The sequence below is a fragment of the Pseudomonas sp. ERMR1:02 genome (genome assembly GCF_002277815.1).
Lineage (GTDB): Bacteria > Pseudomonadota > Gammaproteobacteria > Pseudomonadales > Pseudomonadaceae > Aquipseudomonas.
Map to the genome: position 1 here is coordinate 47,789 of NZ_NKJI01000011.1, position 26,975 is coordinate 74,763.

General features: G+C 58.0%; 24 protein-coding genes and 2 pseudogenes. 12 read left to right on the plus strand and 14 right to left on the minus strand.

The window, feature by feature from the left end:
- Positions 1–183 precede the first annotated feature (183 nt).
- A complete protein-coding gene (locus CES87_RS19485; protein WP_128605370.1) occupies positions 184–1,242 on the plus strand; it encodes an IS110 family transposase in 1,059 nt (352 codons plus the stop codon).
- Between the two features lie 362 nt (positions 1,243–1,604).
- Here CES87_RS19485 and msrA read toward each other — a convergent pair whose 3' ends face one another.
- From msrA to CES87_RS19505, 3 genes are read right to left on the minus strand one after another with little or no spacing between them, the layout of a single operon-like run.
- Positions 1,605–2,111, minus strand: coding sequence for a peptide-methionine (S)-S-oxide reductase MsrA (gene msrA, locus CES87_RS19495; protein ID WP_128607397.1), 507 nt, complete (start codon positions 2,109–2,111; stop codon positions 1,605–1,607).
- 52 nt (positions 2,112–2,163) lie between these two features.
- The gene (locus CES87_RS19500; protein WP_128607398.1) at positions 2,164–2,667 is read right to left on the minus strand and encodes a copper chaperone PCu(A)C; all 504 of its coding nucleotides are present in this window, start codon (positions 2,665–2,667) and stop codon (positions 2,164–2,166) included.
- A complete protein-coding gene (locus tag CES87_RS19505; RefSeq protein ID WP_128607399.1) occupies positions 2,667–3,272 on the minus strand; it encodes an SCO family protein in 606 nt (201 codons plus the stop codon). Before CES87_RS19505 ends, CES87_RS19500 begins: the two co-directional genes overlap by 1 nt.
- A 696-nt stretch (positions 3,273–3,968) precedes the next feature.
- Here CES87_RS19505 and nirB point away from each other — a divergent pair.
- Together nirB and nirD are read left to right on the plus strand one after the other, a co-directional pair.
- Positions 3,969–6,530, plus strand: a complete 2,562-nt coding sequence (gene nirB / locus CES87_RS19515) for a nitrite reductase large subunit NirB (protein ID WP_128607401.1) — start codon at positions 3,969–3,971, stop codon at positions 6,528–6,530.
- Positions 6,530–6,919 (plus strand): nitrite reductase small subunit NirD, encoded by a 390-nt coding sequence (nirD, locus tag CES87_RS19520; RefSeq protein WP_128607402.1) that lies wholly within the window; start codon positions 6,530–6,532, stop codon positions 6,917–6,919. Before nirB ends, nirD begins: the two co-directional genes overlap by 1 nt.
- A 342-nt stretch (positions 6,920–7,261) precedes the next feature.
- Here the strand turns inward: nirD and ilvD are convergent, their stop codons facing one another.
- Positions 7,262–8,944 carry a dihydroxy-acid dehydratase gene (gene ilvD / locus CES87_RS19525; protein ID WP_128607403.1) on the minus strand — a complete coding sequence of 561 codons (1,683 nt, stop codon included), beginning with the start codon at positions 8,942–8,944 and terminating at the stop codon, positions 7,262–7,264.
- A gap of 382 nt (positions 8,945–9,326) precedes the next feature.
- Between ilvD and mqo the strand changes: the two genes are divergently transcribed.
- The 3 genes from mqo to CES87_RS19540 all read left to right on the plus strand — a co-directional run bounded on the left by mqo (position 9,327) and on the right by CES87_RS19540 (position 14,017).
- Positions 9,327–10,970, plus strand: coding sequence for a malate dehydrogenase (quinone) (gene mqo, locus CES87_RS19530; RefSeq protein WP_128607404.1), 1,644 nt, complete (start codon positions 9,327–9,329; stop codon positions 10,968–10,970).
- A 945-nt stretch (positions 10,971–11,915) separates the two neighbouring features.
- A complete protein-coding gene (locus CES87_RS19535) occupies positions 11,916–12,227 on the plus strand; it encodes a DUF6124 family protein (protein ID WP_128607405.1) in 312 nt (103 codons plus the stop codon).
- Between the two features lie 530 nt (positions 12,228–12,757).
- The gene (locus CES87_RS19540; RefSeq protein WP_128606128.1) at positions 12,758–14,017 is read left to right on the plus strand and encodes an IS256 family transposase; all 1,260 of its coding nucleotides are present in this window, start codon (positions 12,758–12,760) and stop codon (positions 14,015–14,017) included.
- Positions 14,018–14,109: 92 nt separating this feature from the next.
- Here CES87_RS19540 and CES87_RS19545 read toward each other — a convergent pair.
- A pseudogene (locus CES87_RS19545) lies at positions 14,110–14,217 on the minus strand (VOC family protein); the annotation flags it as partial.
- 322 nt (positions 14,218–14,539) lie between these two features.
- Positions 14,540–15,325, minus strand: a complete 786-nt coding sequence (locus CES87_RS19550; RefSeq protein WP_178081453.1) for a CHAD domain-containing protein — start codon at positions 15,323–15,325, stop codon at positions 14,540–14,542.
- A 156-nt stretch (positions 15,326–15,481) separates the two neighbouring features.
- Between CES87_RS19550 and CES87_RS19555 the strand changes: the two genes are divergently transcribed.
- Entirely contained in the window at positions 15,482–16,255 is a 774-nt protein-coding gene (locus tag CES87_RS19555; RefSeq protein WP_128607407.1) for a ParA family protein, read from the plus strand.
- Positions 16,256–16,404: 149 nt separating this feature from the next.
- Here CES87_RS19555 and CES87_RS19560 read toward each other — a convergent pair whose 3' ends face one another.
- Both CES87_RS19560 and CES87_RS32665 read right to left on the minus strand, forming a co-directional pair.
- Entirely contained in the window at positions 16,405–16,827 is a 423-nt protein-coding gene (locus CES87_RS19560; protein WP_128607408.1) for a tautomerase family protein, read from the minus strand.
- A gap of 301 nt (positions 16,828–17,128) precedes the next feature.
- Positions 17,129–17,572, minus strand: coding sequence for an SDR family oxidoreductase (locus tag CES87_RS32665; protein WP_218196345.1), 444 nt, complete (start codon positions 17,570–17,572; stop codon positions 17,129–17,131).
- 278 nt (positions 17,573–17,850) lie between these two features.
- On the opposite strand from CES87_RS32665, the gene CES87_RS19570 reads away from it, so the two are divergent.
- Complete coding sequence (locus tag CES87_RS19570; protein WP_128607409.1) at positions 17,851–18,363, plus strand: helix-turn-helix domain-containing protein; 513 nt, start codon at positions 17,851–17,853, stop codon at positions 18,361–18,363.
- 143 nt (positions 18,364–18,506) lie between these two features.
- On the opposite strand, the gene CES87_RS19575 is transcribed toward CES87_RS19570, so the two are convergent.
- Positions 18,507–19,349, minus strand: coding sequence for a LysR family transcriptional regulator (locus CES87_RS19575; RefSeq protein WP_256590997.1), 843 nt, complete (start codon positions 19,347–19,349; stop codon positions 18,507–18,509).
- 108 nt (positions 19,350–19,457) lie between these two features.
- Here CES87_RS19575 and CES87_RS19580 point away from each other — a divergent pair, with 108 nt between their 5' ends.
- Positions 19,458–20,366: a DMT family transporter gene (locus tag CES87_RS19580; RefSeq protein WP_128607410.1), complete on the plus strand. Its 909-nt coding sequence runs from the start codon at positions 19,458–19,460 to the stop codon at positions 20,364–20,366.
- A 73-nt stretch (positions 20,367–20,439) separates the two neighbouring features.
- Positions 20,440–20,832 (plus strand): tautomerase family protein, encoded by a 393-nt coding sequence (locus CES87_RS19585; RefSeq protein ID WP_128607503.1) that lies wholly within the window; start codon positions 20,440–20,442, stop codon positions 20,830–20,832.
- Positions 20,833–20,901: 69 nt separating this feature from the next.
- Here the strand turns inward: CES87_RS19585 and CES87_RS19590 are convergent, their stop codons facing one another.
- A complete protein-coding gene (locus CES87_RS19590) occupies positions 20,902–21,717 on the minus strand; it encodes a sulfite exporter TauE/SafE family protein (protein ID WP_256591017.1) in 816 nt (271 codons plus the stop codon).
- A gap of 39 nt (positions 21,718–21,756) precedes the next feature.
- On the opposite strand from CES87_RS19590, the gene CES87_RS19595 reads away from it, so the two are divergent.
- Positions 21,757–23,247: a PLP-dependent aminotransferase family protein gene (locus CES87_RS19595; RefSeq protein WP_128607411.1), complete on the plus strand. Its 1,491-nt coding sequence runs from the start codon at positions 21,757–21,759 to the stop codon at positions 23,245–23,247.
- A 104-nt stretch (positions 23,248–23,351) separates the two neighbouring features.
- On the opposite strand, the gene CES87_RS19600 is transcribed toward CES87_RS19595, so the two are convergent.
- Complete coding sequence (locus tag CES87_RS19600) at positions 23,352–23,642, minus strand: hypothetical protein (RefSeq protein WP_128607412.1); 291 nt, start codon at positions 23,640–23,642, stop codon at positions 23,352–23,354.
- A 333-nt stretch (positions 23,643–23,975) separates the two neighbouring features.
- On the opposite strand from CES87_RS19600, the gene CES87_RS19605 reads away from it, so the two are divergent.
- Positions 23,976–24,521: a DinB family protein gene (locus CES87_RS19605; protein ID WP_128607413.1), complete on the plus strand. Its 546-nt coding sequence runs from the start codon at positions 23,976–23,978 to the stop codon at positions 24,519–24,521.
- A gap of 286 nt (positions 24,522–24,807) precedes the next feature.
- Here the strand turns inward: CES87_RS19605 and CES87_RS19610 are convergent, their stop codons facing one another.
- From CES87_RS19610 to CES87_RS19615, 3 genes and pseudogenes are all read right to left on the minus strand, one after another.
- Positions 24,808–26,094 carry a methyl-accepting chemotaxis protein gene (locus tag CES87_RS19610; RefSeq protein WP_371858234.1) on the minus strand — a complete coding sequence of 429 codons (1,287 nt, stop codon included), beginning with the start codon at positions 26,092–26,094 and terminating at the stop codon, positions 24,808–24,810.
- Positions 26,068–26,397, minus strand: a pseudogene (locus CES87_RS34435) (PAS domain-containing protein); the annotation flags it as partial. The pseudogene CES87_RS34435 and the gene CES87_RS19610, both read right to left, overlap by 27 nt.
- Complete coding sequence (locus CES87_RS19615; protein WP_256590998.1) at positions 26,394–26,897, minus strand: EAL domain-containing protein; 504 nt, start codon at positions 26,895–26,897, stop codon at positions 26,394–26,396. The gene CES87_RS19615 and the pseudogene CES87_RS34435, both read right to left, overlap by 4 nt.
- Positions 26,898–26,975 lie beyond the last annotated feature (78 nt).

Below are 26,975 nucleotides of genomic sequence, written 5' to 3' on the forward strand. Positions count from 1 at the left end.
TGCGCAATGCGAACCTCGGGTTATCCACTCACCTTTCGGACGACCGATGACAACTGTAATTGGATGGACTCGCCCAAGCCGAGGCGTCAATGCGCCACGGTGGCAGTCTAAACAGCCAACGACAGCGAGGGCGAGTCCATGAAAAAGCATACTTCGATTGATCAATCCGTGTCTTCTTCCGATTTGTCGGCCTGCACAACCGTGGCGGTCGATCTGGCCAAGCAGGTCTTTCAGGTCGCCGGTGAAGACGTCCTCGGCCAGGTGCACTACGAGCAGCGGATCAAGTCGCGCGAGGCGTTTTATGAGTTTCTCCGCCAGTTGCCGCCTCATGTCGTGGTGCTGATGGAGACCGGCCCGGGGGCTCAAGCCTGGGCCCGGCAGCTGCAAGACCAAGGCAATCTGGCGCGGATTCTTCCAGCCGGTTTGGTGGCCACACATCGCAGCGGGCCTAAGAATGATCGCAACGATGCGCTGGCGATTCTGCGGGCTGGTCGCGATGAAAAGATCTGCGCAGTGCCGGTCAAAAGCGTTGCGGCGCTGGCAATGCAGGCGTTGCATCGCGCCCGCCAAGGCTATGTGCGTCGACGCACGGCGGTGAGTAATCAGATGCGCGGCCTGCTGCTCGAGCACGGCGTGGCCTTGGCGCAGGGCGATGTGGCGATCAGTCAGAAAATTCCGCGGGTACTGGAAGATGCCACCCAGCCGGTGCCGGGCCTGCTGCGTGAACTGATCGACGAACTGTTGGCCGAGTGGCGCCATTTGGGCGAACGCATCAGCGTGCTGACGGGGCGCCTGGAAGTGGCCGCCAACGCCGACATGACGGCGAAGCGACTGATGACTGTGCGCGGCATCGGCCCAGTCACTGCCACGGCACTGGTGGCCAAGGAAACCAAGCCTGAGCGATTTCCCAATGCCCGCAAGTTTGCCGCGTACTTTGGCATGGTGCCTGACCAGTACAGCAGCGGGCAAACGGTCCGGCTGGGGGACATGACCAAGCGAGGCGATGTGTATTTACGCAGCCTGATGATCCAGGGAGCCCATGCGGTGCTGCAACAACTACGACCTGATTCCCAGCAACCCGATGACCGCCGCTTGTTGCGCTGGATGAGCCGGCTGGGTCGTAAGGAGGCTGCGGTCAGGCTAGCCAACCGCAACCTGCGAATCGTCTGGGTGCTTCTCCAGAATGACCAGACTTATCGTCGCCAGGCTGGTGATGGCCAGCAAGCGACGATGAGCCACTGAGCGACAGAGTTCTGCCACCGAGGTACTAACTGTCCGGCCCTTTGCTGAAAAAAATTGACCCCAGGTAAGACCGGCGTGGATTGATGCCTTAGCTCCTACTGGCCTTCGAGGCCTGACTGTAATCGGCATACCACGAGCTCTTCCAATTTTGGCCAGAAGCCGAAGACGGCTTCCTCGAATAGGCCTAATACATAGATGCAACGGGGCGGCGGTTTTTCAAAAGCGGGTAGACAGTGGGGGCGAGTCCATACATAGGAGCTGGCTTGCCAGCGAAGGTCTCACGAACGACACGGTTAACCCGTCGACGCGCGTCATCGTTAACGACCTTCGCTGGCAAGCCAGCTCCTACACGGGGAAAGGCATCATCCGCGTTTGGGCAGTGTCCAGTTTGGCCGGATGAAGTGGCAGGTGTAGCCGTTAGGGTAGTGTTCGAGATAGTCCTGATGTTCAGGCTCCGCTTCCCAGAACGGTCCGGCGGGCTCGATTTCGGTGACGACCTTGCCGGGCCAGAGGCCGGAGGCTTCTACGTCGGCAACGGTATCTTCAGCGATTTGCTTTTGTTCATCGCTCAGATAATAGAGTGCCGAGCGATAGCTCATACCCACATCATTGCCTTGGCGATTTTTGGTGCTCGGGTCGTGGATCTGGAAGAAAAATTCGAGAATTTGACGATAGCTGATCTGCTCGGGGTCGAAGACGATTTCGATCGCTTCGGCGTGGGTGCCGTGGTTGCGGTAGGTGGCATTGGGTACATCGCCGCCCGAGTAGCCGACCCGCGTGGCAAGCACCCCGGGGTAGCGTCGCAACAGATCCTGCATGCCCCAGAAGCAGCCGCCGGCCAGGATGGCGGTTTCGGTGTTCGTCGTCATGTTACGCACCTCCCATCAGTGAACGGCCTCGTTGACCGAGGCCGTCAGACCATCATTGCATCTTGCTGTGATCCATCTTGCTGTGGTCCATGCTGCTGTGATCCATCGTGCCCAGCGAACGCGCTTGGGCCTCAACCTGAATCGTCTCTTTCTCGCCCTTGGCGTTTTCCACGGTCAGGGTCAGGGGCACTTTGCTGCCTTCTGCAACCTGGGCCGTCAGGTCCATCAACATGATGTGGTAGCCATGGGGGTCGAAGCTCACCGCTTTGCCGGCCGGCAGCGCCACGGACTCGACCTGACCCATACGCATCACATCGTCTTTCATGCTCATCTGGTGGATTTGCACCGTCTTCGCGACCGGCGACTGCACGCTGAGCAGCTTGCTGTCAGTGTCGGCTTGCAGGGTCATGAAGGCACCGGTCGAAGGCTGGCCGGCCACCGTAGCGCGGACCCAGGCGTCATTGACCTGGGTTTGCGCGGACACTTGCCACGCCAGGCCGATCAGGGAAAGGCCCAGGGCAATTTGTTTAACGCGTGTTGTGTACAACGAAGTCATCAGCAGACCTCCATGACGGTGAGCAGGTCTTCTGCGCACTCTTGAGCGGTAAGGGACGCGGACAGGCCAAGGCGCAAATTGCCCCGGGAGTCGAACACGTAGCTGGTCGCGGTATGGGAGAGGGTGTAGGTGTCGCCGCTCGGAACCTTTTCGAAGAATACGCCGAACTCCTTGGCAGTAGCGGCGGTTTCTTCCAGGGTGCCGGACAGCGCCTCAAAGCTCGGATCGAAGGCTTTGACGTATTTGTCGAGCATTTGCGGTGCATCGCGTTCGGGGTCCAGGGTGATGAAGATTACTTGCAGGCGCTCGCCATCGCGGCCCATCAGTTTCTTCGCCTGGGCCGCACGCGCCAGCGTCGTCGGGCAGACGGCCGGGCATTGGGTGAAGCCGAAGAAGATCATCGGCATCAGTCCCCGGTAGCTGCCCAACATCCGGGTTTCGCCCTCGGCGTCCTTGAGCTTGAAGTTACGCCCCATGATCTTGTCGCTCAGATCCTTGCCGTACTTGAACGACAGCTTGCTGCTGCCATCGCAGCCGGCGAGCAGGCCAAGGCTCAGCAGGCTCATGCCGCCCAGGACCGTGCGACGGGTATACAACTTACTCATGGAAAAAAGCTTCCTGTGTAGCCACAAAAAAACACAGTGCCTGACAGTTCAGACGGGAAAAAGCGCGGGGATGTTAACAAACTGTTGCCCTGTAGCGCTTAATCGATCGCCCGCCGGTCCTGCGCCAAAAGGTCGCGGGGGCTTGAATCCACGAAAATACAAAGCAGGCGCGCGGTGCTGCTGAACGCCATGCTTTTTGTAGGAGCGAGCCTGCTCGCGAAGGTCGTGAACGATTACGCGGGGAACCATGTGCCCAGCGGCGCCCTTGGGTTTTTCGCGAGCAGGCTCGCTCCTACAGAAAAGCGCTACATGCACTTATATAAAGCGCGAAGACTGACCCCTTGCACCAGTGCGTAGCGATTTTCTATAGCTTTACGCTGTCAGCACTTACGCTTCTGTAAATCAGATATTCGTCTTAACCCCGCTTGAACTGTGGTCCCCAAGCCATTTCTTCAACCCTGGCTATCGACTGGCACAAACCCTGCAATGATCCTTTAAGCCCATCCAGAACGATGGGCAGCCCTCTCGGTCAACGACGATCGATCAACCGCACAGGTCGTGGGCAATATCGGTGGATCAGGCATGGCCGTCTGGTTTCAACACCGCAAAAGAACAGGCAAAGACGCCTGGAACCGCAAGGTTTCAGGCGTTTTTTTTTGCTTTTTGAACCGTGATGGGCATGGGCAGGTGTCGTTTATGAATTCCAATGTAGCCACTTTGAACAAACTGCAAACGCTGGTCGTGATCGGCAATGGCATGGTCGGACATCATTGTGTCGAGCAGTTGATCGAGCGCGGAGCCCTGGACCGTTATCGTTTGCACGTTTTCAGCGAGGAGCCGATGCGCGCTTATGACCGTGTGCATCTGTCCGAGTATTTTTCCGGTCGCGATGCCGAATCGCTGGCGCTGAGTGACGCCTCGCTGTATCAGACGCCCGGCGTCACGCTGCACCTGGGTGTGCCAGTGCTGGAAATTGACCGCGTGCGGCGTCAGCTGATTACCGCGCAAGGTTGCGTGCCCTACGACAAATTGGTCATGGCCACCGGCTCCTACCCGTTTGTGCCGCCGATTGAAGGCGCGGCAGGCGATTCGCGTCTGGTCTATCGCACCCTGGAAGACCTCGACGCCATTCGTGCGGCAGCGGCCAATGCGCGACGCGGTGTGGTGGTCGGCGGTGGCTTGCTCGGCCTTGAAGCCGCCAACGCCTTGAAGAGCCTGGGCCTTGAAGCCCATGTGGTGGAATTCGCGCCGCGCCTGATGCCGGTGCAACTCGATGACTTGGGTGGCCTGGCGCTAAAGGCGCAGATCGAACGGCTGGGCGTTGGCGTGCACCTGTCCCGCGCCACGCAATCGATCACCAGCGGCGAGCAGTATCGCTACCGCATGAATTTCGCCAACGACGAATTCCTTGAAACCGATCTGGTGGTGTTCTCTGCCGGTATCCGTGCCCAGGATGCGTTGGCCCGTCATTGTGAACTGCAGATCGGCCCGCGCGGTGGCGTGGTGATCGACGATACCTGCCTGAGCTGCGACCCGAACATCTACGCCATCGGTGAATGCGCTTCATGGAACGGCAGTCTGTTCGGCCTGGTTGCCCCCGGCTACCAAATGGCGCGCAGCGTCGCGGCACGCTTGTGTGACGACGTCGCCGAGCCGTTTCAGGGCGCTGACATGTCGACCAAACTCAAACTGTTGGGAGTTGATGTCGGTTCCATCGGCGATGCCCACGCCAACACGCCGGGCGCGCGCAGCTATCAGTTCATCGACGAAACGACGGCCAGCTATCGGCGCCTGGTGGTGGACGCCACCGGCAAGCACGTGCTCGGTGCCGTGCTGATCGGCGACAACAGCTATTACGACACGCTGCTGCAATACATGCAGAACGCGATTGCCTTGCCGTCCGAACCGGCCGCTTTGATCCTGCCGTCGTCCGAAGGCGCGCCAACCCTCGGCCCTGGCGCCTTGCCGGAATCGGCCACGGTCTGCTCGTGCCACAACGTGACCAAGGGCTCCATCTGCTCGGCCATTGACGGTGGCTGCACCGACCTCGGCCTGCTCAAGTCACAGACCAAGGCCTGCACCGGTTGCGGCGGTTGCGCCGGGTTGCTCAAGCAAGTCTTCGAACATGAACTGATTGCCCGTGGGGTCAGCGTCGATAAAAGCCTGTGCGAACATTTCGCCTACACCCGTCAGGAGCTGTATGCGCTAGTGCGGGTAGAAGGGGTGATCAGCTTCGAAGAACTGCTGGCCAAGCATGGCCGTGGCCACACCGGTTGTGACGTGTGCAAGCCGGCCGTAGGTTCGATCCTGGCCTCGTGCTGGAACCAGCCGATCATGGACCCGTCGCTGGTGCCGTTGCAGGACACCAACGACACATTCATGGCCAACATGCAGAAAAACGGCACCTACTCGGTGGTGCCGCGCATCCCTGGTGGCGAGATCACTGCCGATAAGCTGATCGCCATCGGTGTGGTGGCGAAGAAATACGATCTCTACACCAAAATCACCGGCGGCCAGCGGATCGACCTGTTCGGAGCGCAATTGCATCAATTGCCGGACATCTGGGGCGAGTTGATCGAAGCGGGTTTCGAAACCGGCCACGCCTACGGCAAATCGACCCGCACGGTGAAGTCCTGCGTCGGCAGCACCTGGTGCCGATACGGCGTGCAGGACAGCGTGCAAATGGCGCTGACCCTCGAAGACCGCTACAAGGGCCTGCGTTCGCCGCACAAGCTCAAGTTCGCGGTGTCCGGTTGCACCCGTGAATGCGCCGAGGCGCAAAGCAAGGACGTCGGCGTGATCGCCACCGAAAAGGGCTGGAACCTCTACATTGCCGGCAACGGCGGCATGCGCCCGCGTCACGCCGAGCTGTTCGCCACCGATCTGGATGACGCAACGCTGATCCGCTACATCGATCGCTTCCTTATGTTCTACATCCGCACTGCCGACAAATTGCAGCGCACCTCGGTGTGGCGCGAAAGCCTGGAGGGCGGTCTGGATTTCCTCAAGGATGTGATCATCCACGACAGCCTGGGCCTTGGCGTTGAGCTCGAGTCGCAGATGCAACTGGTGGTCAATCGTTATGAATGCGAGTGGGCCAACGCCCTCAAGGACCCGGAAAAACTCAAGCGCTTCCGCACCTTCGTCAACGACAAACGCCCGGATCCGGACATCCACTTTGTCCAGGAACGCGGTCAACGGCGCCCGATCATGGCCGCCGAACTCAACCTTATCCCTGTCACCGAGGAGCGTGTCTGATGAATCAGTCCAATACCCAACGCGTTGAAACCGGTTTGCCTGCACAGAACTCTGCGGTCTGGCAATCGGTGTGCAGCCAGCAGGATCTGGTCAACGACTCTGGCGTGGTGGTGTGGCTGGACGGCGCGCAAGTGGCGCTGTTCTACCTGCCGGGCGTGGAAGGAAGAAACCTCTACGCCATCGACAACCACGACCCGCAGTCGGGGGCCAATGTGATTGGCCGTGGCCTGGTGGGTAGCATCAAGGGTGATCTGGTGGTGGCTTCGCCTATCTACAAGCAGCACTTTCGATTGGAGGACGGTAGTTGCCTGGAGTATCCGCAGCAGCGTCTGCGGGTGTGGCCGGTACGGTTGAATGAGGGCAGGGTGGAAGTCGGGGTGGCCTCATAGCTACGGCCCACTGCAAATCCTGTAGGAGCCGAGCTTGCTCGCGATGGACGTCAATGATAATGCGCCCTGCCTGAATGTACGCGTTATCTGGACGCTTTTCGCGAGCAGGCTCGCTCCTACAAGGAAGGCCGGACGCACCAGCGCCTCCACCCAGGAAATCGCCACCATGGTGTCGCGCATCCAGCAAAGTACGCGCGAAGGCGGTGACCAGCATGGAGGCGGGGGTGGCGTAGGTCGACAAGGCATGGCCGTGGAGCCGGCTTGCTGGCGAAGGGGCCATAGGATTTTGCATCGATCTAGAGGACGCCTTCGCTGCGATGCGGCGATCCGACAAGCCAGCTCCTACAGGTATTTGTCCGTCACAGCACCCTCAGAGGCGCTCGAAACCGTCTTCGCATACTTCGCCAGCACCCCGCGTTTGTACTTCGATTCCGGGCGCACCCAACGGGACTTGCGCTCGGCCAATTCAGCATCAGACACATCCACCGTGATCTGCCGCGTTTCAGCATCGATGGTGATCCGGTCGCCATTTTCAATCAGCGCAATCGGCCCGCCATCAAAGGCTTCCGGCGTGATATGCCCCACCACAAAACCATGGGAGCCACCAGAGAAACGGCCGTCGGTGATCAGCGCAACGTCCTTGCCCAAGCCTTTGCCCATCACCGCCGAAGTCGGCGAGAGCATTTCGCGCATGCCCGGCCCGCCCTTGGGCCCTTCGTAGCGAATCACGATCACCTCGCCGGGCTGCACTTCGCCGTTGAGGATGCCGGCCAGTGCGCCTTCCTCGCCGTGGTAGACCCGGGCCGTGCCTTCAAAGCGTAAGCCTTCCTTGCCAGTGATCTTGGCCACCGCGCCGGTTGGCGAGAGGTTGCCGCGCAGCACCACCAGGTGCGAGTCCTTTTTGATTGGCCGATCGAAGGGCAGGATCACGTCCTGGCCGGCGGGGTAGTCGGGCACGCTCTCGAGGTTTTGCGCGAGGGTCTTGCCGGTGACGGTCAGCACATCACCGTGCAGCATGCCGGCTGCCAACATGCGCTTCATCAAGGGCTGGATGCCGCCGATTGCTACCAGTTCGCTCATCATGTATTTGCCGCTGGGACGCAGGTCGGCCACCACCGGGGATATTTTGCCCAGCTCGACGAAGTCATCCAGGGTCAGTTCGACATCCACCGCGTGCGCCATGGCCAGCAGATGCAACACGGCATTGGTCGAGCCGGCGAGGGCGATCACCACGCGAATCGCATTTTCAAAGGCCTTGCGGGTCATGATGTCGCGGGGCTTGAGATCGAGCTTGAGCAGCTCCATGACCTGCTGCCCGGCGCGGAAACTATCCGACGCCTTATCGCTGCCGACCGCTTCCTGAGAGCTGGAACCGGGCAAACTCATGCCCAGTGCTTCGATGGCCGAGGCCATGGTGTTGGCGGTGTACATGCCGCCGCAGGAACCGGGGCCGGGAATCGCCACTTCCTCGATCTGCTTGACCTGAATCTCGCTGATATCACCGCGCGCGTGCTGGCCCACGGCCTCGAACACGGAAATGATGTCGGTGTGGCCGGCACCCGGGCGGATAGTGCCGCCATACACGAAGATCGACGGGCGATTGAGCCGCGCCATGCCGATCAGGCAGCCCGGCATGTTCTTGTCGCAACCACCCAAGGTCACCAGCCCGTCGAAGCCTTCGCACCCGACCACCGTCTCGATGGAGTCGGCAATCACCTCCCGCGACACCAGCGAATACTTCATGCCTTCGGTGCCGTTGGCGATGCCGTCGGAAATGGTGATGGTGTTGAAAATCACCCCTTTGGCACCGGCGGCATTCGCGCCTTTTTCGGCTTCGATGGCTAGCTTGTCGATGTGCATGTTGCAGGGCGTGACCATCGCCCAGGTAGAGGCAATGCCGATTTGCGGTTTGCTGAAGTCTTCATCGGTAAAGCCCACGGCACGCAGCATGGCCCGGGCAGGCGCTGCTTCGACGCCGTCGACCACTTCTGAGGAATATTTGCGCAGATCGTCTTTGTCGCTCATGGCTTCTCCTCACACGCTCTACTGGAAAACCAGCCTCAGTATAGAAGACCAGGCGCGACTGCCCGGACCATGCAGTCGTGAACAGACGCGCGGGTTTGCCATGTCGTGATATTCTTTGCACTAACTTGCTTTGACCTATTCAGTTTTCCTGCCTTTAAGGCCGGTGAACAGAATCACTGTCGCTCAAGTAGCTGAAGCCAAAAAGATAAGAAGTCAGTTCAGTAGGGACATATAACTGGGGTCGATGCAGTCAGTCGGCCTTGTGTGCCCACCCCGCGATTTTTGTATGCGAGACCCCGCGACATTTGCCTGAATGCCGTGAATCAAAGGACTCGTGAGTAAGGATTGAAGGGCGGATGACGTTTTATCATAGGTGCTACAGATGTTTAAGAAAGTAAACACGGCCCTGCTGGGGCTGGCCTTGTCGTTGGGGATGACGACAGCCCAGGCCGAAGAAGCCAAGAAAGTCGACGTGCTGCTGATCGGCGGCGGCATCATGAGCGCGACCCTGGGTGTGTGGCTCAATGAGCTGGAACCCGGCACCTCGATGGAAATGATCGAGCGTCTCGACGGCGTCGCCCTGGAAAGCTCCAACGGCTGGAACAACGCCGGTACCGGTCACTCCGCCCTCGCTGAGCTGAACTACACGCCGGAAGACGAGAACGGCAAGGTCTCGATCCCCAAAGCCGTTGAAATCAACGAAGCCTTCCAGGTCTCCCGCCAGTTCTGGGCGTGGCAGGTTCAGCAAGGCGTGCTGAAAAACCCGCGTTCGTTCATCAATTCCACTCCGCACATGAGCTTTGTGTGGGGCGATGACAACATCAAGTTCCTGAAAAAGCGCTACGAAGCCCTGCAAGCGAGCCCGCTGTTCGCCGGCATGCAGTACTCCGAAGACCCGGCTGTGATCAAGAAGTGGGTTCCGCTGATGATGGAAGGGCGTGACCCGAACCAGAAAATCGCGGCCACCTGGAGCCCGCTGGGCACCGACATGAACTTTGGCGAAATCACCCGCCAGTTCGTCGCGCACCTGCAAACCACACCGAAATTCGACTTGAAATTGTCCAGTGAAGTACAGGACATCACCAAGAACAAAGACGGCAGCTGGCGCGTCAGCTACAAAAATCTGAAAGACGGCAGCAAAACCGAGACCGACGCCAAGTTCGTGTTCATCGGCGCCGGCGGCGGTGCCCTGCATCTGCTGCAAAAATCGGGCATTCCTGAAGCGCAGGAATACGCAGGCTTCCCGGTAGGCGGCTCGTTCCTGGTGACCGATAACCCGGCCATCGCCGAGCAACACCTGGCCAAGGCCTACGGCAAAGCCTCCGTTGGTGCACCGCCAATGTCGGTTCCGCACCTGGACACCCGCGTGCTGGATGGCAAGCGCGTAATCCTGTTTGGCCCATTCGCGACCTTCAGCACCAAGTTCCTCAAGGAAGGCTCGTACTTGGACCTGCTGACCACCACCACCACGCACAACGTGTGGCCGATGACCCGAGTTGGCGTCAAGGAATACCCGCTGGTCGAGTACCTTGCCGGTCAGCTGATGCTGTCTGACGAAGACCGCCTCAACGCCCTGAAAGAATACTTCCCGAACGCCAAAGCCGAAGACTGGCGCCTGTGGCAAGCGGGCCAGCGCGTGCAGATCATCAAGCGTGATGAAGCTGCCGGTGGCGTGCTGAAACTTGGCACCGAAATCGTCGCTTCTGCGGACGGCACCATCGCCGGCCTGCTGGGCGCATCGCCTGGTGCTTCGACCGCGGCACCGATCATGCTTTCCGTGATCCAGAAGGTGTTCAAGGACAAGGTTGCAACGCCTGCCTGGCAAGAGAAGCTGCACCAGATCGTGCCGAGCTACGGCACCCAGCTGAACAATGATCCGGTGAAAGTGGCTGAAGAGTGGGCCTACACCGCCAAGGTGCTGGAACTGCCTGCGCCGCCGGTGATTGGTCAGGTTGTGGCTCCGGCTGCTCCGGCTGAAAAAGCCAAGCCTGTGAAAGAGAATGCTGCGGCTGATATGGCGTTGTGATTTGGGTGTCTCACCGTTGAGGTGAGGTGCTCGGGTTAGCTGATCCGCAGAAAAGAAAGCCCGCTGAACCGGTGACGGTTGAGTGGGCTTTTTCGTTGGTGGGGTATATGAATTTCATGAGATCACCGGCGCCTGTAGGAGCTGGCTTGCCAGCGAAGGCGGCCTCATAGCCGACCTGAATTCTTTTGACCGAGTACATATCCATTCCTGCGGTAACGGCCACTGGCGGTTTCGCCCTTACGGCGACTCACTTTTTTTCAAACGCCAAAAAAAAGTAAGCAAAAAAGGCTCGCCCCGAGCGTCCGGCCCCTCGCCAAGGCTCGGCGTTCCTTCGCTCCGGTATCCATCCGGGGGCATCGCCCTCCGGTTGGCTTCGCTGGCACCTACATGCGATGTGTTCGACTGCGTCGAACGGCGCTGCGCGCCAGTCCCCGGATGAACACCTCCACTCAGCCTACCGAAGGGGCGGGTGGATCAAAATCAAAAGCGGCAGGCGAGCTAACGCTCGGCCTGTTGAGTGGTGAGGAGCGGGTGTACACCATCCTCTGTAAGGTCGCTTACCTGTGGGAGCGGGCTTGCTCGCGAAGGCGGCCTCATAGCCGACCAATTTCTTACTGATGTACCTCAATCCAATTGTAGGAGCGAGCCTGCTCGCGATGGACGTCAACGATAACGCGCACCCTCCGGGCTTGCGCTTGGCGGGCCCTCTCGCTAACCTTCCCGCCGTCGCTGCCAATTCAGCGATCGGGTGTGGTAGCCCGGCTTTTTCACAGACCCAGAACGCCGCAGGGCGTTTTTTTGCTGGCTGCTTTGTGGCGGCTGTGCATGGGAGGCTTCGGCCTGCCGGGTTGTTCTGTGACCGGTCTACCACCCCGTGTACAGTCGTCTCCCTATTTTGCGTGGTAGCGAAAAGGGAGATGCTCACTTCACAGACGGAGCTTCACAATGTTCAAGGTCACTCCGAATCCCCCGGACGCAGACGGCAATACCGATAACGATCCAATATCCCCACCTCCGAAACCGGCCACAGCCGAACGCCGCCCCAACCCCATCTTCACCATCGCCCCCGACGTCAACAACGAAACCCTCCTGGTCCACGCCTGTGAAACCCTAGCCTCGGCCAGTGTCATGGCCAGTGAGCTGGCGTTTATTCTCGAAGGTCCGAAATGCAATCTGGCCTTGGGTATTCAGCAGATGATTGCGCTCGCGGAGTTGTCGGTGAATCGCGTGCTGGATCACGTAGATCCACAGGAATAGGCGAGGGCGTTGATTCAACGTCCTGCGTAACAAGAGGCCCGCTGAACCGTTATCGGTCAGCGGGCTTTTTCATGCTCAGTTTTTCATCTGATCCGTATTTTTCATCGCTTTCTGCCTCTGTAATGCACTCAGTTTGCGCCGCACAATAACGGCAAGTTCCGCGGCCATGGCAGCGGTGCACCGCAAACTCAATATGCAGGGGGCCTTATGGGCAAGATGGCGATTTTTCTGGGTGGCTTTCTGGTGCTGACTATTTTGATTGGTGTGCTGGCGACGATTTCGCCGGTGTGAGGTGAAGGGGCAGAGGCAGTGGGTTGAAAGCCTTCCTTCGTGCAGCGGGATCTTTGGGGCAGTTTATTAACGATGCGGTCTGATCCGGATTTTTTGTTGACTGGTAGGGCCTCTTCGCGGGCAAGCCTCGCTCCTACAGATCCGCGTCGTTTCACCTACCCTGTAGGAGCGAGGCTTGCCCGCGAAGGAGACTGTCAGAAATTTTGTGTTCGGGCATAACATGTTGAAAAGGAGCATGTATGCCGACCAAGAAGAAAACGGCCTCGGAGGCCAAACCCGAGCTTCCTTCGATCCCGAAGGAGCTGATTGATCAGTTCGTCAAAGGTCCAATGAGCGCCGAGGCGATTCAGGACGCCGCGATGGCGTTCAAAAAGGCGCTGATTGAACGAGCCCTTGGCGCCGAACTGGGTCACCACCTTGGCTATCTTCAGGGCGCACAGCGCCCTGAAGAGACGAGTAACCAGCGCAACGGCACAAGCGGCAAGACCGTGTTGACCGACGATGGCCCGCTGCGGCTGGACATCCCGAGGGATCGCGACGGCAGCTTTGCGCCGATCCTGATTCCCAAACACGAGCGTCGTTTTACGGGTTTCGATGACAAGATCATTGCCATGTACGCCCGTGGCATGACCGTTCGCGAGATCCGGGCATTCCTTTCGGAGCAGTACGGGACTGACGTTTCCCATGATTTCATCAGCTCGGTCACCGACGCGGTCTTAGAGGAAGTTGCTGCCTGGCAGCAACGCCCACTTGAGCCGATGTATCCGGTGATTTTCTTCGATGCTCTGCGGGTCAAAATCCGTGAGGAAGGGCTGGTTCGCAACAAGGCCATTTACCTGGCGTTAGGGGTACTGCCAGACGGCACCCGAGATATCTTGGGCATTTGGATTGAGAACACTGAGGGGGCCAAGTTCTGGATGAAGGTCTTCAACGACCTCAAAACCCGAGGCGTCGAAGATGTGCTAATCGCGGTGACCGATGGCCTCAAAGGCATGCCAGAAGCCTTGAGCGCGGTGTATCCGACAGCGACCTTGCAGACCTGCATTGTGCATCTGATCCGCAACAGTCTTGATTACGCCGCCTGGGACAAGCGCCGTGAATTGGCCAAAGCCCTCAAGCCGATTTACCAAGCGCTTAATGTAGAAGCTGCCGAGCAAGCGCTGGACGCATTCGAAACCGGGCCTTGGGGCAAGCAGTACCCCACAGTCGTAGCCGCTTGGAGACGCGCCTGGGATCGAGTCATCCCGTTTTTCGTCTTCCCGCCTGGCATCAGAAAAGTGATCTACACCACCAATGCCATCGAGAGCATCAATGCTCAGCTGCGCAAGATCATCAAGACAAGAGGCCACTTCCCGACTGACGATGCGGCAACAAAGCTGATTTGGCTGGCACTGCAAAACATCACTGCCAATTGGGGCAGCGCGGCGCACGACTGGAAGACAGCCATGAATCAATTTGCGATTCTTTATGGAGATCGATTTACCAGGTCAAACTGGTGAAATGAGGGCTTGCCTGACGGCAGGCCGTTACCGGCCCGCACACAAAATATCTGACACTCCCCCGCGAAGGCGACCTTCCAGCCGCCACAGTTTCAATGCTTTTGAGCAATCTGGATCAGATTGCCGCAGGAGTCGTCGAATACCGCCGTGGTGACTCGACCCATGGATGTCGGCGGCTGGGTGAAGCACTCGCCGGGGGCCTAAGCAGACTGACCTCAAGGGCTACCTCTGAACGAGCAGCCTATCTAACCTGCGAATTGCCAGCTTCCTCGGCAAATGTATGCGAGGCCGCCTCTATCCGCTCTTCGAGCTGGGCAATGTAGGCTTTAGCGTCGTCCAGGTTAGGGAACGAAATAGCAGTTTCGCCAAGCCAGACCTTGCAACCGTTTCCTTGCTCATTTGCTTCAATTTGATCTTCATCTGCAAACCCTTTGCTCTTGATGCGGCGGAGGGTATCGCACTTTTCAGTTGATTTAAAATGTATCGGAGGCTCTAAAACAGGCCTTTCAAGGCTATTTAATGTCAGCCTTTAAACTTCGCCATGTCCTTCTCCAGGTGATATAGCAGCGATGCCAATTTCAGCTCGGCGTCGGCCAGCGCCTGCTCCGACGCGACTTGCCAGTAGGGTGCGATTTCGAGCAGATCACGTTCAGACTCGACCCGCAGGCACCATTGATGATGATCGTGCCATGAGCCGAGAGAGGCCTGTACCGACTTCAGTTCAGCTCTGGATTTATTCTTGAGTGGTGACGAGGCTGGAAAAGCATCGGTGAGATATCGCGCATTTTTCACGCTGATCCTCAGCTCGTGCCGGTCAAAATGCTTGTCCCGAAGCCCGGCAATCAGTTGATTGATTCTTTTCTTCAGGGCTTTCTGAATCTGTCTTTTGACATCAGTCAGCTCGCCGGCTCTCTCGGCAGTCCTGAACAACTCTGGCCATCGATCCAGTTCGCCAAACAGTTTGTCGAGCACTGGGCTAACGGCGATCTTCCGATACTGTTCTGTCAGGGTTGCGTTTCGGCTCATCGCCTGGCGCGGATAGCCCGTTTTCTGCAGTTCATCAATGATGACCTCCAGATCTCTCGTTGGGGTAGTCAGTCTGCCGACTTCAGATGCTGCCTGATTCAACGCTGCAACCTCAGGCATGTTGCGCAGCGGACGCAAAAGGCTTCGAATTTTGCGAACCGCGATCCCCAGATCATGCAGGGCTTCGCTGTCGCTATTGGCTTGAAGCCGAGCGCGGGAGTGATAGAGGGAGACTTCCAGGGAGATGATCTTGGCCACGAAATCGTCGACAAAAGACATCATCGTCCTCGCTTGTGAGTGGGGTTTGCAGAGGGTAGCAGAGCTTTTGTTCGCTGTAGCCATTGCACACGGGTAGTGCAATATAAAATCATCAAGTTGCCGCAATGGATTCGCAGGAAATCGATACACTGAAATCTTTTGCCACAGGAAGGGCATTGAATGCGTCGTGTTGTTTTCAATCAAAAAGGTGGAGTAGGCAAGTCGAGCATTGTGTGCAATCTGGCTGCTGTAAGCGCGATGGAAGGCTACCGGACGCTCGTTGTCGATCTGGATGCCCAAGCCAATTCCACTTACTACCTCACAGGCCTGACCGGGGATAATATCCCGGTGGGCATTGCGGATTTTTTCAAGCAGACGCTGTCTTCAGGGCCGGCCGCCAAAAAAAGCCGCGCTCAGATCGTTGAGACCCCCTACGACAATCTTCACCTCATCACTGCCAGCGGCGAGCTTGCCGACCTGCAGCCCAAGCTGGAAGCGAAGTTCAAGATAAACAAGCTGCGTAGGCTGCTGGACGACATTTCCCAGGACTACGACCGGATTTACATCGATACGCCTCCGGCAATGAATTTCTATGCGTTCAGTGCGCTGATTGCCGCCGACGCGGTTTTGATTCCATTTGATTGCGACACTTTCGCTCGGCAGGCGTTGTACCAGGTTCTGGCACAGGTGGCAGAGCTTCAGGCTGACCATAATGAGTCATTGGTCGTTGAAGGGATCGTCATCAATCAGTACTTGAGCACCACTGGCTTCCACCGCAATCTGGTCGAGGAACTTATCGAGGAAGGATTGCCGATCCTTCCGGTGTATCTCGGCAGCTCGGTCAAGATGCGTGAATCTCATGAGCGCTGCCAACCTTTGATTCACCTCGACAGGCATCACAAGCTGACAGGCCAGTTCGTTGATCTTTTGCACGTGCTTGAGCAAGCATGCTGAATGCCGTGAACAGACCAATGCCGCGGCTTGTGCTCAGCCAGATCTGCGAGCAAGCCTTGAGCGGCGGCAGCCGTTGTTCGGACTGCTAGCGGGGCATGGTCGGTAATGCCACCGACCCACGGATTTTCTGTGTGGGTCGGTGGCATGGCTCAGGACTGCAAGGGTGATGGCCGATTCTCGCTGCGCCAGCGGATCTCATCAGGAGTCCCCGGCAGCGGCGGGCGATACCCTCCAACCGTCCACAGACTGAACGGCGTTTCGTCTACGTGCATCTCCCACCGCAGTCCACGTTCAGCGATGAAGGGTGCCAGCAGTTTTGCAACCGCATTGAGGAATCGTTGCTTGATCTCTTCGTCGTTGAACTGGCGAGCGATGTGGTCCACCGAGATTCGGACAAAATCGTCAGCGGGTTCGCCGCCGATGTAGAACGACGACTTCGGTATTGCCTCGAAGACGACCCCGACATAAAACGGCGGCAGCATATGATAGATGCTTGTGATGCGCTGAGAGATGGCTTGTTTGTCCTCGGACGAGAACGCTTCCTCAGGGTGATAGACCTTCCAGAGCGGCATGATTCTTCTCCTTTTTTATTTTCTGAATCCCGACGCGAAACGCCAGGTGGTTCATGCGGTTGATTATCTGGTGTAACGCTCGGCAGGTGTGCCGTGCTGGCTGAGCGCTTTGACGAGACCGCCCCGAGCCATCTCAGCGTTCTGCCAGACAGAGATATCGTGGAGCGTCGGGAAGCACACGACTTCCCTTGGTCGAGCGCGTTCAAAGCGGCATCAACCAGCGCTTGCGCAGAGATAAACAGTTGCTCCGGGAACGGTGCTGGCTTGTCACCGAAGAACTCGGATCGCACGGGGCCAGGCATCACCACCTGAACTGTGACATTGCTCTGAGCGAGTTCTGCCTGGAGTGACCTGGAGAAGTTGAGAACATAGGCTTCGAACCGCTATATCCGCCCGCACCCGGGACAGGCATGAAGGCGACGACCGATCCGATGTTAATGATTGTTCCTTCTTTCGCTGGAGCGAAACGCCGTGCGGCTGCCAGCGAAAGGCGAGTCAGCGCCACGACGTTGACCTTGAGCATGTTGTCCACCATCGCTGGATCAATGCTGGTGGTCATGCCCAGTGCACCCAGGCCTGCGCAATTGACCAGTACGCGCAGATCAGTGGCGCTGCCGACCAGGGCTTCGACTTGAGACACGTCCTGCTCGTTTGCGAGGTCGGCAGTGACGACCTGAACAGTTCGGCCGTAGTCGTTGCGCAGTTGCACGGCCAGCTCTTCGAGACGCTCAAGCCGGCGGGCCACGAGGATCAGATCGTGGCCACGCTCGGCAAGTCGAGCGGCATAAACAGCCCAATACCTGACGATGCGCCGGTCACCAGCGCAGTCCCCTTCGATGTGCTCATGCGGAATTCCTCTTGTTGTGGGTGACTATCCAGCTAACTCTGATAACTGGAGTCACAACCGTAACTCTAGTAATTAGAGTAAGCAAGGCCTATTATTTGCCCCAGGCTTGTCCCTTGGTCAGGCACTGTCCGCAGGGTTATTCTGCGCACAAACGTTTTCGAAATAGGCTGATTTCAATGCGATCCAAAGGCTTTGACGGCATGGCGTGTTCAATCGCCAGCGTGCTGGGTGCCATCGGCGACCGCTGGGGGGCACTGATTTTGCGGGACGTGCTCTTGGGGCTCAGGCGCTACGATGATCTGCGCCACTCCACGGGCATTACCAACGCTACGCTGTCAGATCGATTGAAGGCGCTGGAGCAAAATGAGCTGATCGAGCGGCGGCAGTACCAATCGCGCCCGGATCGCTATGAATACGTGTTGACATCGCGGGGGACAGACACGGCTCTGGTACTTATGGCTCTGGCACAAGTCGGCGACAAATGGGATCTGGGAGATCTGGGGGGACCACCGCTGAGATTTATCAATGCGAACACAGGTCATGGGGTCAAACTCGCTCTGATCGACGAAGCGACGGGCGAGAAGGTTGGCTTGCGAGACGTTCGGATGGAAGAGGGCCCGGCAGCAGATGAACTGGTTCGCTGGCGATTGGCAAAACGTGAGGAACACGCAGACACGCGGGAAGGGTGATGACCCAGTGAGAAACGAGGTACATGAATGAGGCATTGAGCGACAGCGCCACCGGCGCGGTCGCCACACCCGTCATACCAAGCTGTTTGCTCAGCTCGATTGGCCGAATTCCTCCTTGCCAGCCCTGTCAATCAACCACTCCTTCAAAGCCGCAGCTGCCGGACGTAACCCGGTATGACGATGGTGTACAAGGTAGTACCCCTCGACACCGGCAGGCGCATCTCAAAGGGTTCGCACAGCGAGCCATTTTGCACCTCGACCTGCGTCAGGATGGCGCTGCTCAGTACAACGCCTTGTCCATGTCGTGCTGTTTCTATCGCAAGAATGGACTGATCGAAATGTTGGCAGGGGATTGCAGCCACCTGTGTATCAGTCAGTTGGCTGAACCGTTTGAACCAAGGCGTCCAATGGGGAAGCAGCGTGGTGTGAAGGAGGGTGGCCCGCACCAGGTCCTCGGGACGCTTCAACTTGAGTTTTCTGGCATACCCCGGCGAACAATAAAGACGAGCCTCATCGCGATACAGCAGCGTCGAGTCCAACAACGGATCATCACCGTCAAAGTAGCGAATCGCGAGATCGACGCGGTCACGCTCGAAGTCGATCAGTGCCGTCGATGCACTCAGGTGCAAGGTGATGTCTGGCCTGAAGCTCAAAAAATCGGACATCCGTGAAGCAAACCATTTCGCGGCCAGGGTCGGCGGCATGGACAACCAGACTTCGCTCACATGGCTCAGGCGTAACTCGTTGCTGGCCTGCTGGATTCGTAGAAGCGCGGGCTGTACTGCCGCCCAGTAGTTCAACGCTGCCTGAGTCGGGCGGACCTGCCGCACTGACCTGATGAATAGCGGCGTGCCCAACCACTCTTCCAGCTTTTGAATCTGCTGTCCTACGGCACCTGGAGTGACATGAAGCTCAACTGCCGCCGCGGTAAAGCTGCTGTGTTTCATCGCAGCATCGAACGCTAGCAGGGCCTTGATGGGGGGCATGCGATTCATACTGAAGTTTTTCTACTCCATGCGGGTTTTTTAATCGTTTGTCCCGCTCAGTCTTTACCAAGTAATTTCGAGCATCAACCCCCCGTGCAGAGACTCATCATGAACAAACTGGTCTATCCGGCTTTTGCCTTGCTCGGGCTGATATGGGGCAGCAATTTCATTTTCATGAAGTGGGCTGCCGAGGTGATTTCTCCCCTGCAGATCGTTCTGTTGCGAGTGCTCTTGGGCTTCGTTCCTGTTCTTGTCCTGGCGCTGTCGTGCCGTGCGTTGCGATGGGCTCACTTGCGGTACATCCACCATTTCCTGGTCATGTCGTTGCTGGCCACGACACTGTATTACCTTGCCTTTGCCAAGGGGGCAGCGCTGCTTCCTTCCGGGATTGCCGGGATGCTCAGCGGGGCGATTCCACTCTTCGCCTTTTTGACGGCTTTTGCTTTTTTACGGCAGGAGCCGATCAATCGCTTGACGGTGATGGGCTTGATGCTCGGATTCGCGGGCGTACTGTTGATTGCCCGCCCGTGGAGCAGCACTGGCGACGGCATTGAAATCAATGGCGTGCTTTACATGGTAGGGGGATCACTGAGCCTGGGCTGTTCATTCGTCTACGCCAGACGCTTTCTTGTGAACAAGGATCTATCGCCTCTGGCCTTGTCGACGTACCAGCTCGGACTTGCGCTGTTGGTGCTTTTATTGACCACTGACCTTGACGGGATCGAGCGGATTGCAAATGAACCTGTTGCCTTGAGTGGGCTGGTGTTCGGGCTCGGGATCCTGGGAACCGGGGTGGCGTACGTCTTGTACTACTTTCTGGTGCAGCATCTCGGGGCGCTCAAGGCTGCGGGTGTCACTTACATTCCGCCTGTCGTGGCACTGGGCATCGGAGCATTACTGATTCACGAACCCTTGCATGCTCAGGATCTGTTGGCACTGATGTGCATCATCGTCGGAGTCTATGTATTGCAGCTTGGTAAGGCTGCGCCGCGACCTGTTTCCACCGCGTCGTCTTGAAGTCGATGCCCCTATGCAAAGCCCCTATGAAAAATCTTGCCCAATCAGCAATCAACCCCAGCAGGAACCCGTCATGCCTTTAGCCAGAATCGATGTCGCCGCTGATACCTCCGAAGAAACCGTCGCTGCAATCAGTGATGTGGTTTACGACGCCATGATCACTACGGCCAATGTTCCCGAACATGACAAGTTTCAGATCATCAATCGCCACAGCAAGGATGAGCTTGTCTACCCGGCCGCCGGATACCTGGGTATTTCCTACACCCCGAAAATCGTGTTCATTCAAGTGACCTGGAATGCGGGTCGAACCGTTGAAGTCAAGAAGGCCTTTTACAAGGCTATTGCAGAGGGCATTCATGCAAGAACAGGTCTGCGCAGAGAGGATGTCTGGATCAGCCTGCTTGATGTGAAGCGAGAGGACTGGTCATTCGGGAACGGAGAGATGCAATACGCCCCGACAGAGTGATGCAGCGCTGGTACGGGGTTTCCGTTCCCCCGCACATTGTCGATGTGCGGGGGAAGGGCGACCACGTTCTCAGGCGATATAACCGCAGACCCCGTCCCAAAGTAGCTTCAAAGCCGTAACAACCAGCAAACCGTAACAGGCGCGGTACATCTGGCGCTGGTCCAGTTTTGCGTGCAACCGCCAGCCAAGCCAGACACCGCTGGGAACGGCGAGCAGACAGATGGCCGTCAGGCTTAGCACGTTGCCTGTCGGTTTGGCCAGGAGCAGCCAAGGCGCAGCCTTGAGCAGATTGCCCACGGTGAAAAACATGCTGGTCGTTCCGGCATAGACCTGTTTGCTCAGGCCCAGCGGCAGCAGGTAGATCGCCAGCGGTGGACCGCCGGAGTGCGCCACCATCGTCGTGATGCCCGATGTGAGGCCCGCGGCAACCGCCTTGGGCTTTGAGCGTGGCCGAACCGTGACTTCTCCGCCAGCCTTGAACCAGAGGCCGACAAAAGTCAGCGTGACCGCTGCCATCACAAGGGCGACTGCGCGGTGGTCCATCACGCGAAAGAGCAGGTAGCCGACGCCGATGCCAACGACAAGTCCTGGCACCAGCAATTTCAGGTCCGGTTTTGACCAGGTGGACGGCTTCCAGTAGCGCAAGCCGAACAGGTCCATGGCAATGAACAACGGCGCGAGCAGGCCGCCAGCGGTGATCGGGTCCATCACCAGCGACAGCAGCGGGATACCGACAATGGCAAAGCCGCCGCCGAACGCGCCTTTCATGAAACAGATCAGAAAGACGCCGGCGAAGGTGACAAGGAGGGTGGTGACAGTCAGTTCCAAGGTGGTGTCTCCCTGGGGATTCATTCCGGATGGATGCGAGCCCATAATCTCGACCATGACCTGCACAAGAAAAAGTGCCAGTTTCGAGGTTTCTCCATGGGCCAGTTTTCAACCGAGTCAAATGCATCCTCCCGCGGAGCCGAACGTCGTATCTATGCCAGGCTGCGGGTGCAGATAGAAGACGGCACGCTGGCCGCAGGCACCAAGCTTGTCTCGACGCGGGCACTGGCGGCCGAGCTCGGCGTGTCGCGAACCACCGTGACGGCGGCCTACGAGCAACTGGCCGCCGAGGGCTTTGTCGTGACATCCGCGGGAAAAACCGCCCGGGTAGCGCGCGGGATGAGTACCCCATCCGGGGTTGCCAAGGCGGACTCGGCGCAGCGCGAGAAACAGCCGCCCGCGCTTTCTCTCTATGGCCAACGTGTTGCCGCCCTGAAGCCGTATAGCATGGCTTCCCCACTGGCTCGCATCGATTTCAAATATGGCTCGGTGGCCTCGCGGGATTTCCCGGCCTTGGGGTGGCAGCGCGCTTACCGCACCGAATTGGTCAAGCGTCAGCCGAACCTCTATTACGGCCAGCCCGAAGGGGAAGATCGCTTGCGCAGCGCGCTGCAAGGTTATCTGCGGCGCGCCCGGGGTCTGGCGTGCGACGTGGAGCAGATTCTCGTGGTGCATGGCTCGCAACAGGGCGTGGACCTGTGTGCCAGGCTCCTGCTGAACCCGGGCGATGCATTCGTTTTCGAGGAACCGGGCTACCGTATGGCCCGATACAGCTTCGAGGCCACGGGCGCGACGGCGTTGCCCACACCCGTCGACGCCGCTGGACTGGATACCAGCAATCTGCCAGACGATGATCGCGTACGGCTGGCCTTTGTGACGCCGTCGCACCAGTTTCCGATGGGCGCGGTGCTGTCCATCGCACGCCGCCAGGAGCTGTTGGGGTGGGCGAGCCGCCATCGCGCGTGGATCATCGAGGATGATTACGGCGGCGAATTTCGTTATGGCCAGCGCCCCATCGATGCCTTGCAATCCATGGACACCGATGCTCGCGTGATCTATGTCGGAACCTTCTCCAAGGCCCTCTCACCGCAGCTCAGGTTGGGCTATCTGGTGCTTCCCCACGAGTTGATTCACGTGTTCCGCGAAGCCAAGCGGATGACGGATCGTCACTCGGCGCGCTGGGAGCAAAATGTGCTCGCCTCGTTGATCGAAAGTGGCACCTATGAGCGCCACGTTCGCCGCCTGCGCCGGGAGAACGAACGGCGGCGAAAAGCGCTGCTGGAGGCCATTGACCAGCATCTGGGGGAGCAGGGACAACTGGTCGGCATGGCGGCGGGGCTGCATGGGGTGTTGTTGCTGCCGGCACTTCGTGCGGTGGATGAGCCCAGGTTGCAGGCGATTTCGCTTGAGCGCGGGGTCGGGGTTTACCCGCTCTCGCCGCTGTTCTCCGGCCTTGTGTCGGCTGCATGCGAGCGACCTGCGGGGCTCATTCTGGGCTATGCCGGCCTGACGACGCAGGAGATTGATGAGGGGGTTTGTATTCTTGCTGAAGTAATACGCGATCTTGTTGATAAGCGTGGTGAATGACTGCTGCCGGGCCGATTTCGGCCTGTTGAGACAGGCTGAAAAGGACCCGGAGCCGTTGTTCGCTTGCACCGCAATAGTGTTTTGAGATCAATCGCAAGGGCGCGCTATTTGATCTGCACAATAACCGGACCTTCCGTGACGATCGGCGGGTTCGCGTGGATGTTTGATGTATTTTTCTGAATCCAGTCACGTGCGACTTTCAAACTCGCATCGCTGCCGGCCTTGTCCGTGCAAACAGTCACCGACGTACCACCATCACCCGTATTGAGCAGTGTGTAGCTTACGAGGCCAGGCACTGTCTTCAGTAAAGCTTCGACGTCGGTTTTGCGCTCTTCTAAAACCTCGAAAAGCTGCTTTGCTCCAGCACCCAGGTAGGTTCTTATAACCGCATACATATTCGTCTCCTTTGGGAGCATTGTCTTGGTGCCAATCCAGGTCCGCTGATGGCTGCCATCATCCGAGTTTCAATTCTCTCCGATTTACTAAGCTTAGCCACACGCCGGCGACAAGCGAAATGCAACGACCATCGGCAGCTTTTGGCCGGTATGCTGCCCGTGGCAACAGGCAGCAATCGGTCAAATGAAGGATATTTGCCGAGCTACATGCAAGCACCAAGCAAGAGCGGTCCCTCTCCCTGTTGCACCCCAAAACAACAAAGCCCAGCACTAGACTGGGTTTCAAGATGAGCGTGGATCGCTTATCCAGTATTCATTGAAAGGATGAGCACGATGAACCGCACCAACCATATCTGCCTAATGGCGACCTATAACGAGTGGATGAACGCAAAGATTTATGAGGCAGCCAGAAGCCTGCCAGATGAAGAGCTCTCAGTGGATAGGAAAGCATTCTTTGGTTCAATTCTCGGGACGTTGAACCACCTGGTGGCCGGCGACATTATCTGGCTAAAGCGATTCGCCAAGCACCCAGCGAACCCCTTGGCTCTGGGACCGATTCAGCAGCTTCCAGCCCTCAAAAGTCTCGACCAGTTGCTGTGCTCAAATATCCGAGAACTTTCAGCACATCGAGTGTGGCTCGATCAGAAAATTGTCGAGTGGTCTCGCTCCATTGCCGAGTCGGATCTAGATCACACCCTTCATTACACAAGCATGAAGGGAGTACCCGCTGACAGGAGCTTTTATGGTTTGGTCATGCATTTCTTCAACCATCAGACGCATCACCGCGGACAAGTTACTACCTTGCTTTCACAAGCCGGTGTCGACATAGGAGATACGGATCTGGTCGTCCTCATACCATCCGAGCCCTGCACGAAGTAGAAAAGCCCAGCGCTAGACCGGGTTTTGTCCCATCTGATCGGGTCGGTGAAACAGCGCAGCCATCCGGGCTGGTTGTCGATCCCGAGTGACGGCAAACGGCCGATTCTGTTGAAAAAGTAGCTCCCCTGGCCGACCTCCGGCAAAATCTCTTCATTGGCCGGAGGGGGATCACACAGCATGATGGGACAGTTATCGAGTGGGCAGGAGCGACTGTTTTACTGCATAAACTCAGCCAAGTACGCCGGTCCTAGTATCCAGCCGGCTCAAAGTTGTCGGCTCCATCCCGTCAATTATTGCGTTGACGGCCCCAGAATTGCGCCGATAGCAGTTGAAGGCGCTCGGCGAGTTTGGCGACATGGGCAGCAGTCGTGCGGCTCTGGCTGCTGGCAAGCACGTTACTGTGGGTGGCTTGACTGATACCATTCAGGTTGCACTGGATACTGTCGCCCACCGCGCTCTGCTCCTCCACGGCGGCGGCTATTTGCACACTCATATCGCTTATCTCACCGACTCGCTGGGTGATCTCATCTAGCGCCCGGGCGGCGAACAGTGCCTGTTCTACACTGGCTTCGGCCTTACTGTGGCTTCGTTGCATCGCGACCACGGCATCAGCAGTGGAGCGCCGTAACGTATCGATGGTTCCCTGGATTTCCGTGGTGGATTGCTGGGTGCGCGAAGCTAGCCCGCGCACCTCGTCGGCGACCACTGCGAAACCGCGTCCTGCCTCGCCTGCGCGAGCTGCCTCGATGGCGGCGTTGAGGGCGAGCAGGTTTGTCTGTTCGGCGATGCTCTGGATTACTTCGAGTACGCGGTTGATTTCTTGACCATGCTGCTCCAAGTGGTGAATCACCGTACTGGTCTGTTGCACCTCGCTGGCGAGGCTGTCGATGTACTGGCGGGTTTGCTCGACCAATTGTCGACCTCGATCGGTTTCTTGATCGGCCAAGCTCGCAGCGCTGGCGGTGAGCTGAGCGTTGCGCGCCACTTCCTGCACACTGGCGGCCATCTGGGTTATGGCGCTGGCCACCTGGGCAGTTTCCCCTTGCTGTTGTAGGGTCGCGCAGTTGTTGTTGTCCACTGCGGCGACTAGTTCTTCGGCTTCTTTGTTCAACTGACGGGCCGAGTCGGCAATGCGGCCGACGACTGCCCTCGTCTCGGCTTCGAGCATTTGCAGGGTGAAATCGATCTGTCCAAATTGGTCGCGGCGGCCGCTGTATAGCATTTGGCTCAGCGGGTTATCGGCGATGTTTTTAGCCTTTCGTGCAAGGGCGTCGAGGGGGCGCAAGCTGTAGTAGAGCAGGCCGCCGAGCAACAGGCTGAATAGCGGCGCAACGATGGCCGCATGGCTCCAAGAGAGGGCGCCAACCAAGCCTAAGGCGGTAAAGCCAAGCAGGTTCAGCCCGGTGCTAACGAGTGCTAAGCGCATGCCGACGGACAGTCGTGACGGACGCAGGCAATGTGTTTTTTTACCGCTGCGCAACTGTGCATAGAGATGTTCGGCGGCCTCTACCAGTGCTTTCGGTGGGCGCGTGCGAACCGATTGGTACTCCACTATTTCACCATTGCGTTGCATCGGCGTGGCGTAGGCGCTGACCCAATAGTGGTCACCGTTCTTACAGCGATTTTTTACAAGACCCATCCACGAGCGTCCGGCCTTGAGGGTCTGCCACAGGTGTGCGAACGCTTCTGGCGGCATATCCGGGTGACGCACGATGTTGTGATTGACGCCGAGCAACTCAGCCTCTCTGAAACCGCTGATGTTGATGAAGTCCGGATTGACGTATGTGATGGCGCCCTTGGGGTTGGTTGTTGAAAGAATGTTCGCATTGGCGCTGAACTCGACAGCACGACCACTGACCGGAAAATTGCTTTTCATTGTATGCCTCCTGAGCTGATGGATAACCGCTGGGTGCCTACCGTGCTTATAGCAATGGGCACCAAAGCCGCTCGAAACAGTCTTCTCCACTGAACGACCGTTGCATCTGGCAGGTCGTGGCCGGCTAAACCAGTAGCCTTGGGCGTAGTGGCAACCTTCACTGACCACCAAGTCGAGTTGTGCTGGGCTCTCGATGCCTCGGCCACTACTTCCAGGCCAAGGCTACGCCCGAGGCCGATGATCGCCTGGCTGATCGCGCTCTGTTTGTTGTCGTACGGGATGCTGCCGATGAACCTTTTATCCAGCTTGAGGATGTGCAGCGCAAAGCTTGTGAGATAACCAAACGAGGAGTAAACGGTGCCAAAATCGTCCAGCGCCAACAACACGCCAAGGCTGGCCAATTCGTTCAGACAGGCCAATGTGTCCAGGTCGTCATGCATTAGTTGGCTTTCAGTAATCTCCAGGATCAGGCTGGCTGGTGGAAGGCCGCTTTCTCGCAAGACTCTTGTGTGTTCATGGTTCCAAATTCTGAAGGACAGGAGGCGCGTTGTGTTTTCACGCTTCAAATCGTAAGTTAA

Bases quoted from the DNA above. Each gene is read 5' to 3' on its own strand.
- msrA (WP_128607397.1), bottom strand. From the start codon at position 2,111: ATGACGACGAACACCGAAACCGCCATCCTGGCCGGCGGCTGCTTCTGG.
- CES87_RS19500 (WP_128607398.1), bottom strand. From the start codon at position 2,667: ATGACTTCGTTGTACACAACACGCGTTAAACAAATTGCCCTGGGCCTT.
- CES87_RS19505 (WP_128607399.1), bottom strand. From the start codon at position 3,272: ATGAGTAAGTTGTATACCCGTCGCACGGTCCTGGGCGGCATGAGCCTG.
- nirB (WP_128607401.1), top strand. From the start codon at position 3,969: ATGAATTCCAATGTAGCCACTTTGAACAAACTGCAAACGCTGGTCGTG.
- nirD (WP_128607402.1), top strand. From the start codon at position 6,530: ATGAATCAGTCCAATACCCAACGCGTTGAAACCGGTTTGCCTGCACAG.
- ilvD (WP_128607403.1), bottom strand. From the start codon at position 8,944: ATGAGCGACAAAGACGATCTGCGCAAATATTCCTCAGAAGTGGTCGAC.
- mqo (WP_128607404.1), top strand. From the start codon at position 9,327: ATGTTTAAGAAAGTAAACACGGCCCTGCTGGGGCTGGCCTTGTCGTTG.
- CES87_RS19535 (WP_128607405.1), top strand. From the start codon at position 11,916: ATGTTCAAGGTCACTCCGAATCCCCCGGACGCAGACGGCAATACCGAT.
- CES87_RS19540 (WP_128606128.1), top strand. From the start codon at position 12,758: ATGCCGACCAAGAAGAAAACGGCCTCGGAGGCCAAACCCGAGCTTCCT.
- CES87_RS19550 (WP_178081453.1), bottom strand. From the start codon at position 15,325: ATGATGTCTTTTGTCGACGATTTCGTGGCCAAGATCATCTCCCTGGAA.
- CES87_RS19555 (WP_128607407.1), top strand. From the start codon at position 15,482: ATGCGTCGTGTTGTTTTCAATCAAAAAGGTGGAGTAGGCAAGTCGAGC.
- CES87_RS19560 (WP_128607408.1), bottom strand. From the start codon at position 16,827: ATGCCGCTCTGGAAGGTCTATCACCCTGAGGAAGCGTTCTCGTCCGAG.
- CES87_RS19570 (WP_128607409.1), top strand. From the start codon at position 17,851: ATGCGATCCAAAGGCTTTGACGGCATGGCGTGTTCAATCGCCAGCGTG.
- CES87_RS19575 (WP_256590997.1), bottom strand. From the start codon at position 19,349: ATGCCCCCCATCAAGGCCCTGCTAGCGTTCGATGCTGCGATGAAACAC.
- CES87_RS19580 (WP_128607410.1), top strand. From the start codon at position 19,458: ATGAACAAACTGGTCTATCCGGCTTTTGCCTTGCTCGGGCTGATATGG.
- CES87_RS19585 (WP_128607503.1), top strand. From the start codon at position 20,440: ATGCCTTTAGCCAGAATCGATGTCGCCGCTGATACCTCCGAAGAAACC.
- CES87_RS19590 (WP_256591017.1), bottom strand. From the start codon at position 21,717: ATGGTCGAGATTATGGGCTCGCATCCATCCGGAATGAATCCCCAGGGA.
- CES87_RS19595 (WP_128607411.1), top strand. From the start codon at position 21,757: ATGGGCCAGTTTTCAACCGAGTCAAATGCATCCTCCCGCGGAGCCGAA.
- CES87_RS19600 (WP_128607412.1), bottom strand. From the start codon at position 23,642: ATGTATGCGGTTATAAGAACCTACCTGGGTGCTGGAGCAAAGCAGCTT.
- CES87_RS19605 (WP_128607413.1), top strand. From the start codon at position 23,976: ATGAACCGCACCAACCATATCTGCCTAATGGCGACCTATAACGAGTGG.
- CES87_RS19610 (WP_371858234.1), bottom strand. From the start codon at position 26,094: ATGCAACGCAATGGTGAAATAGTGGAGTACCAATCGGTTCGCACGCGC.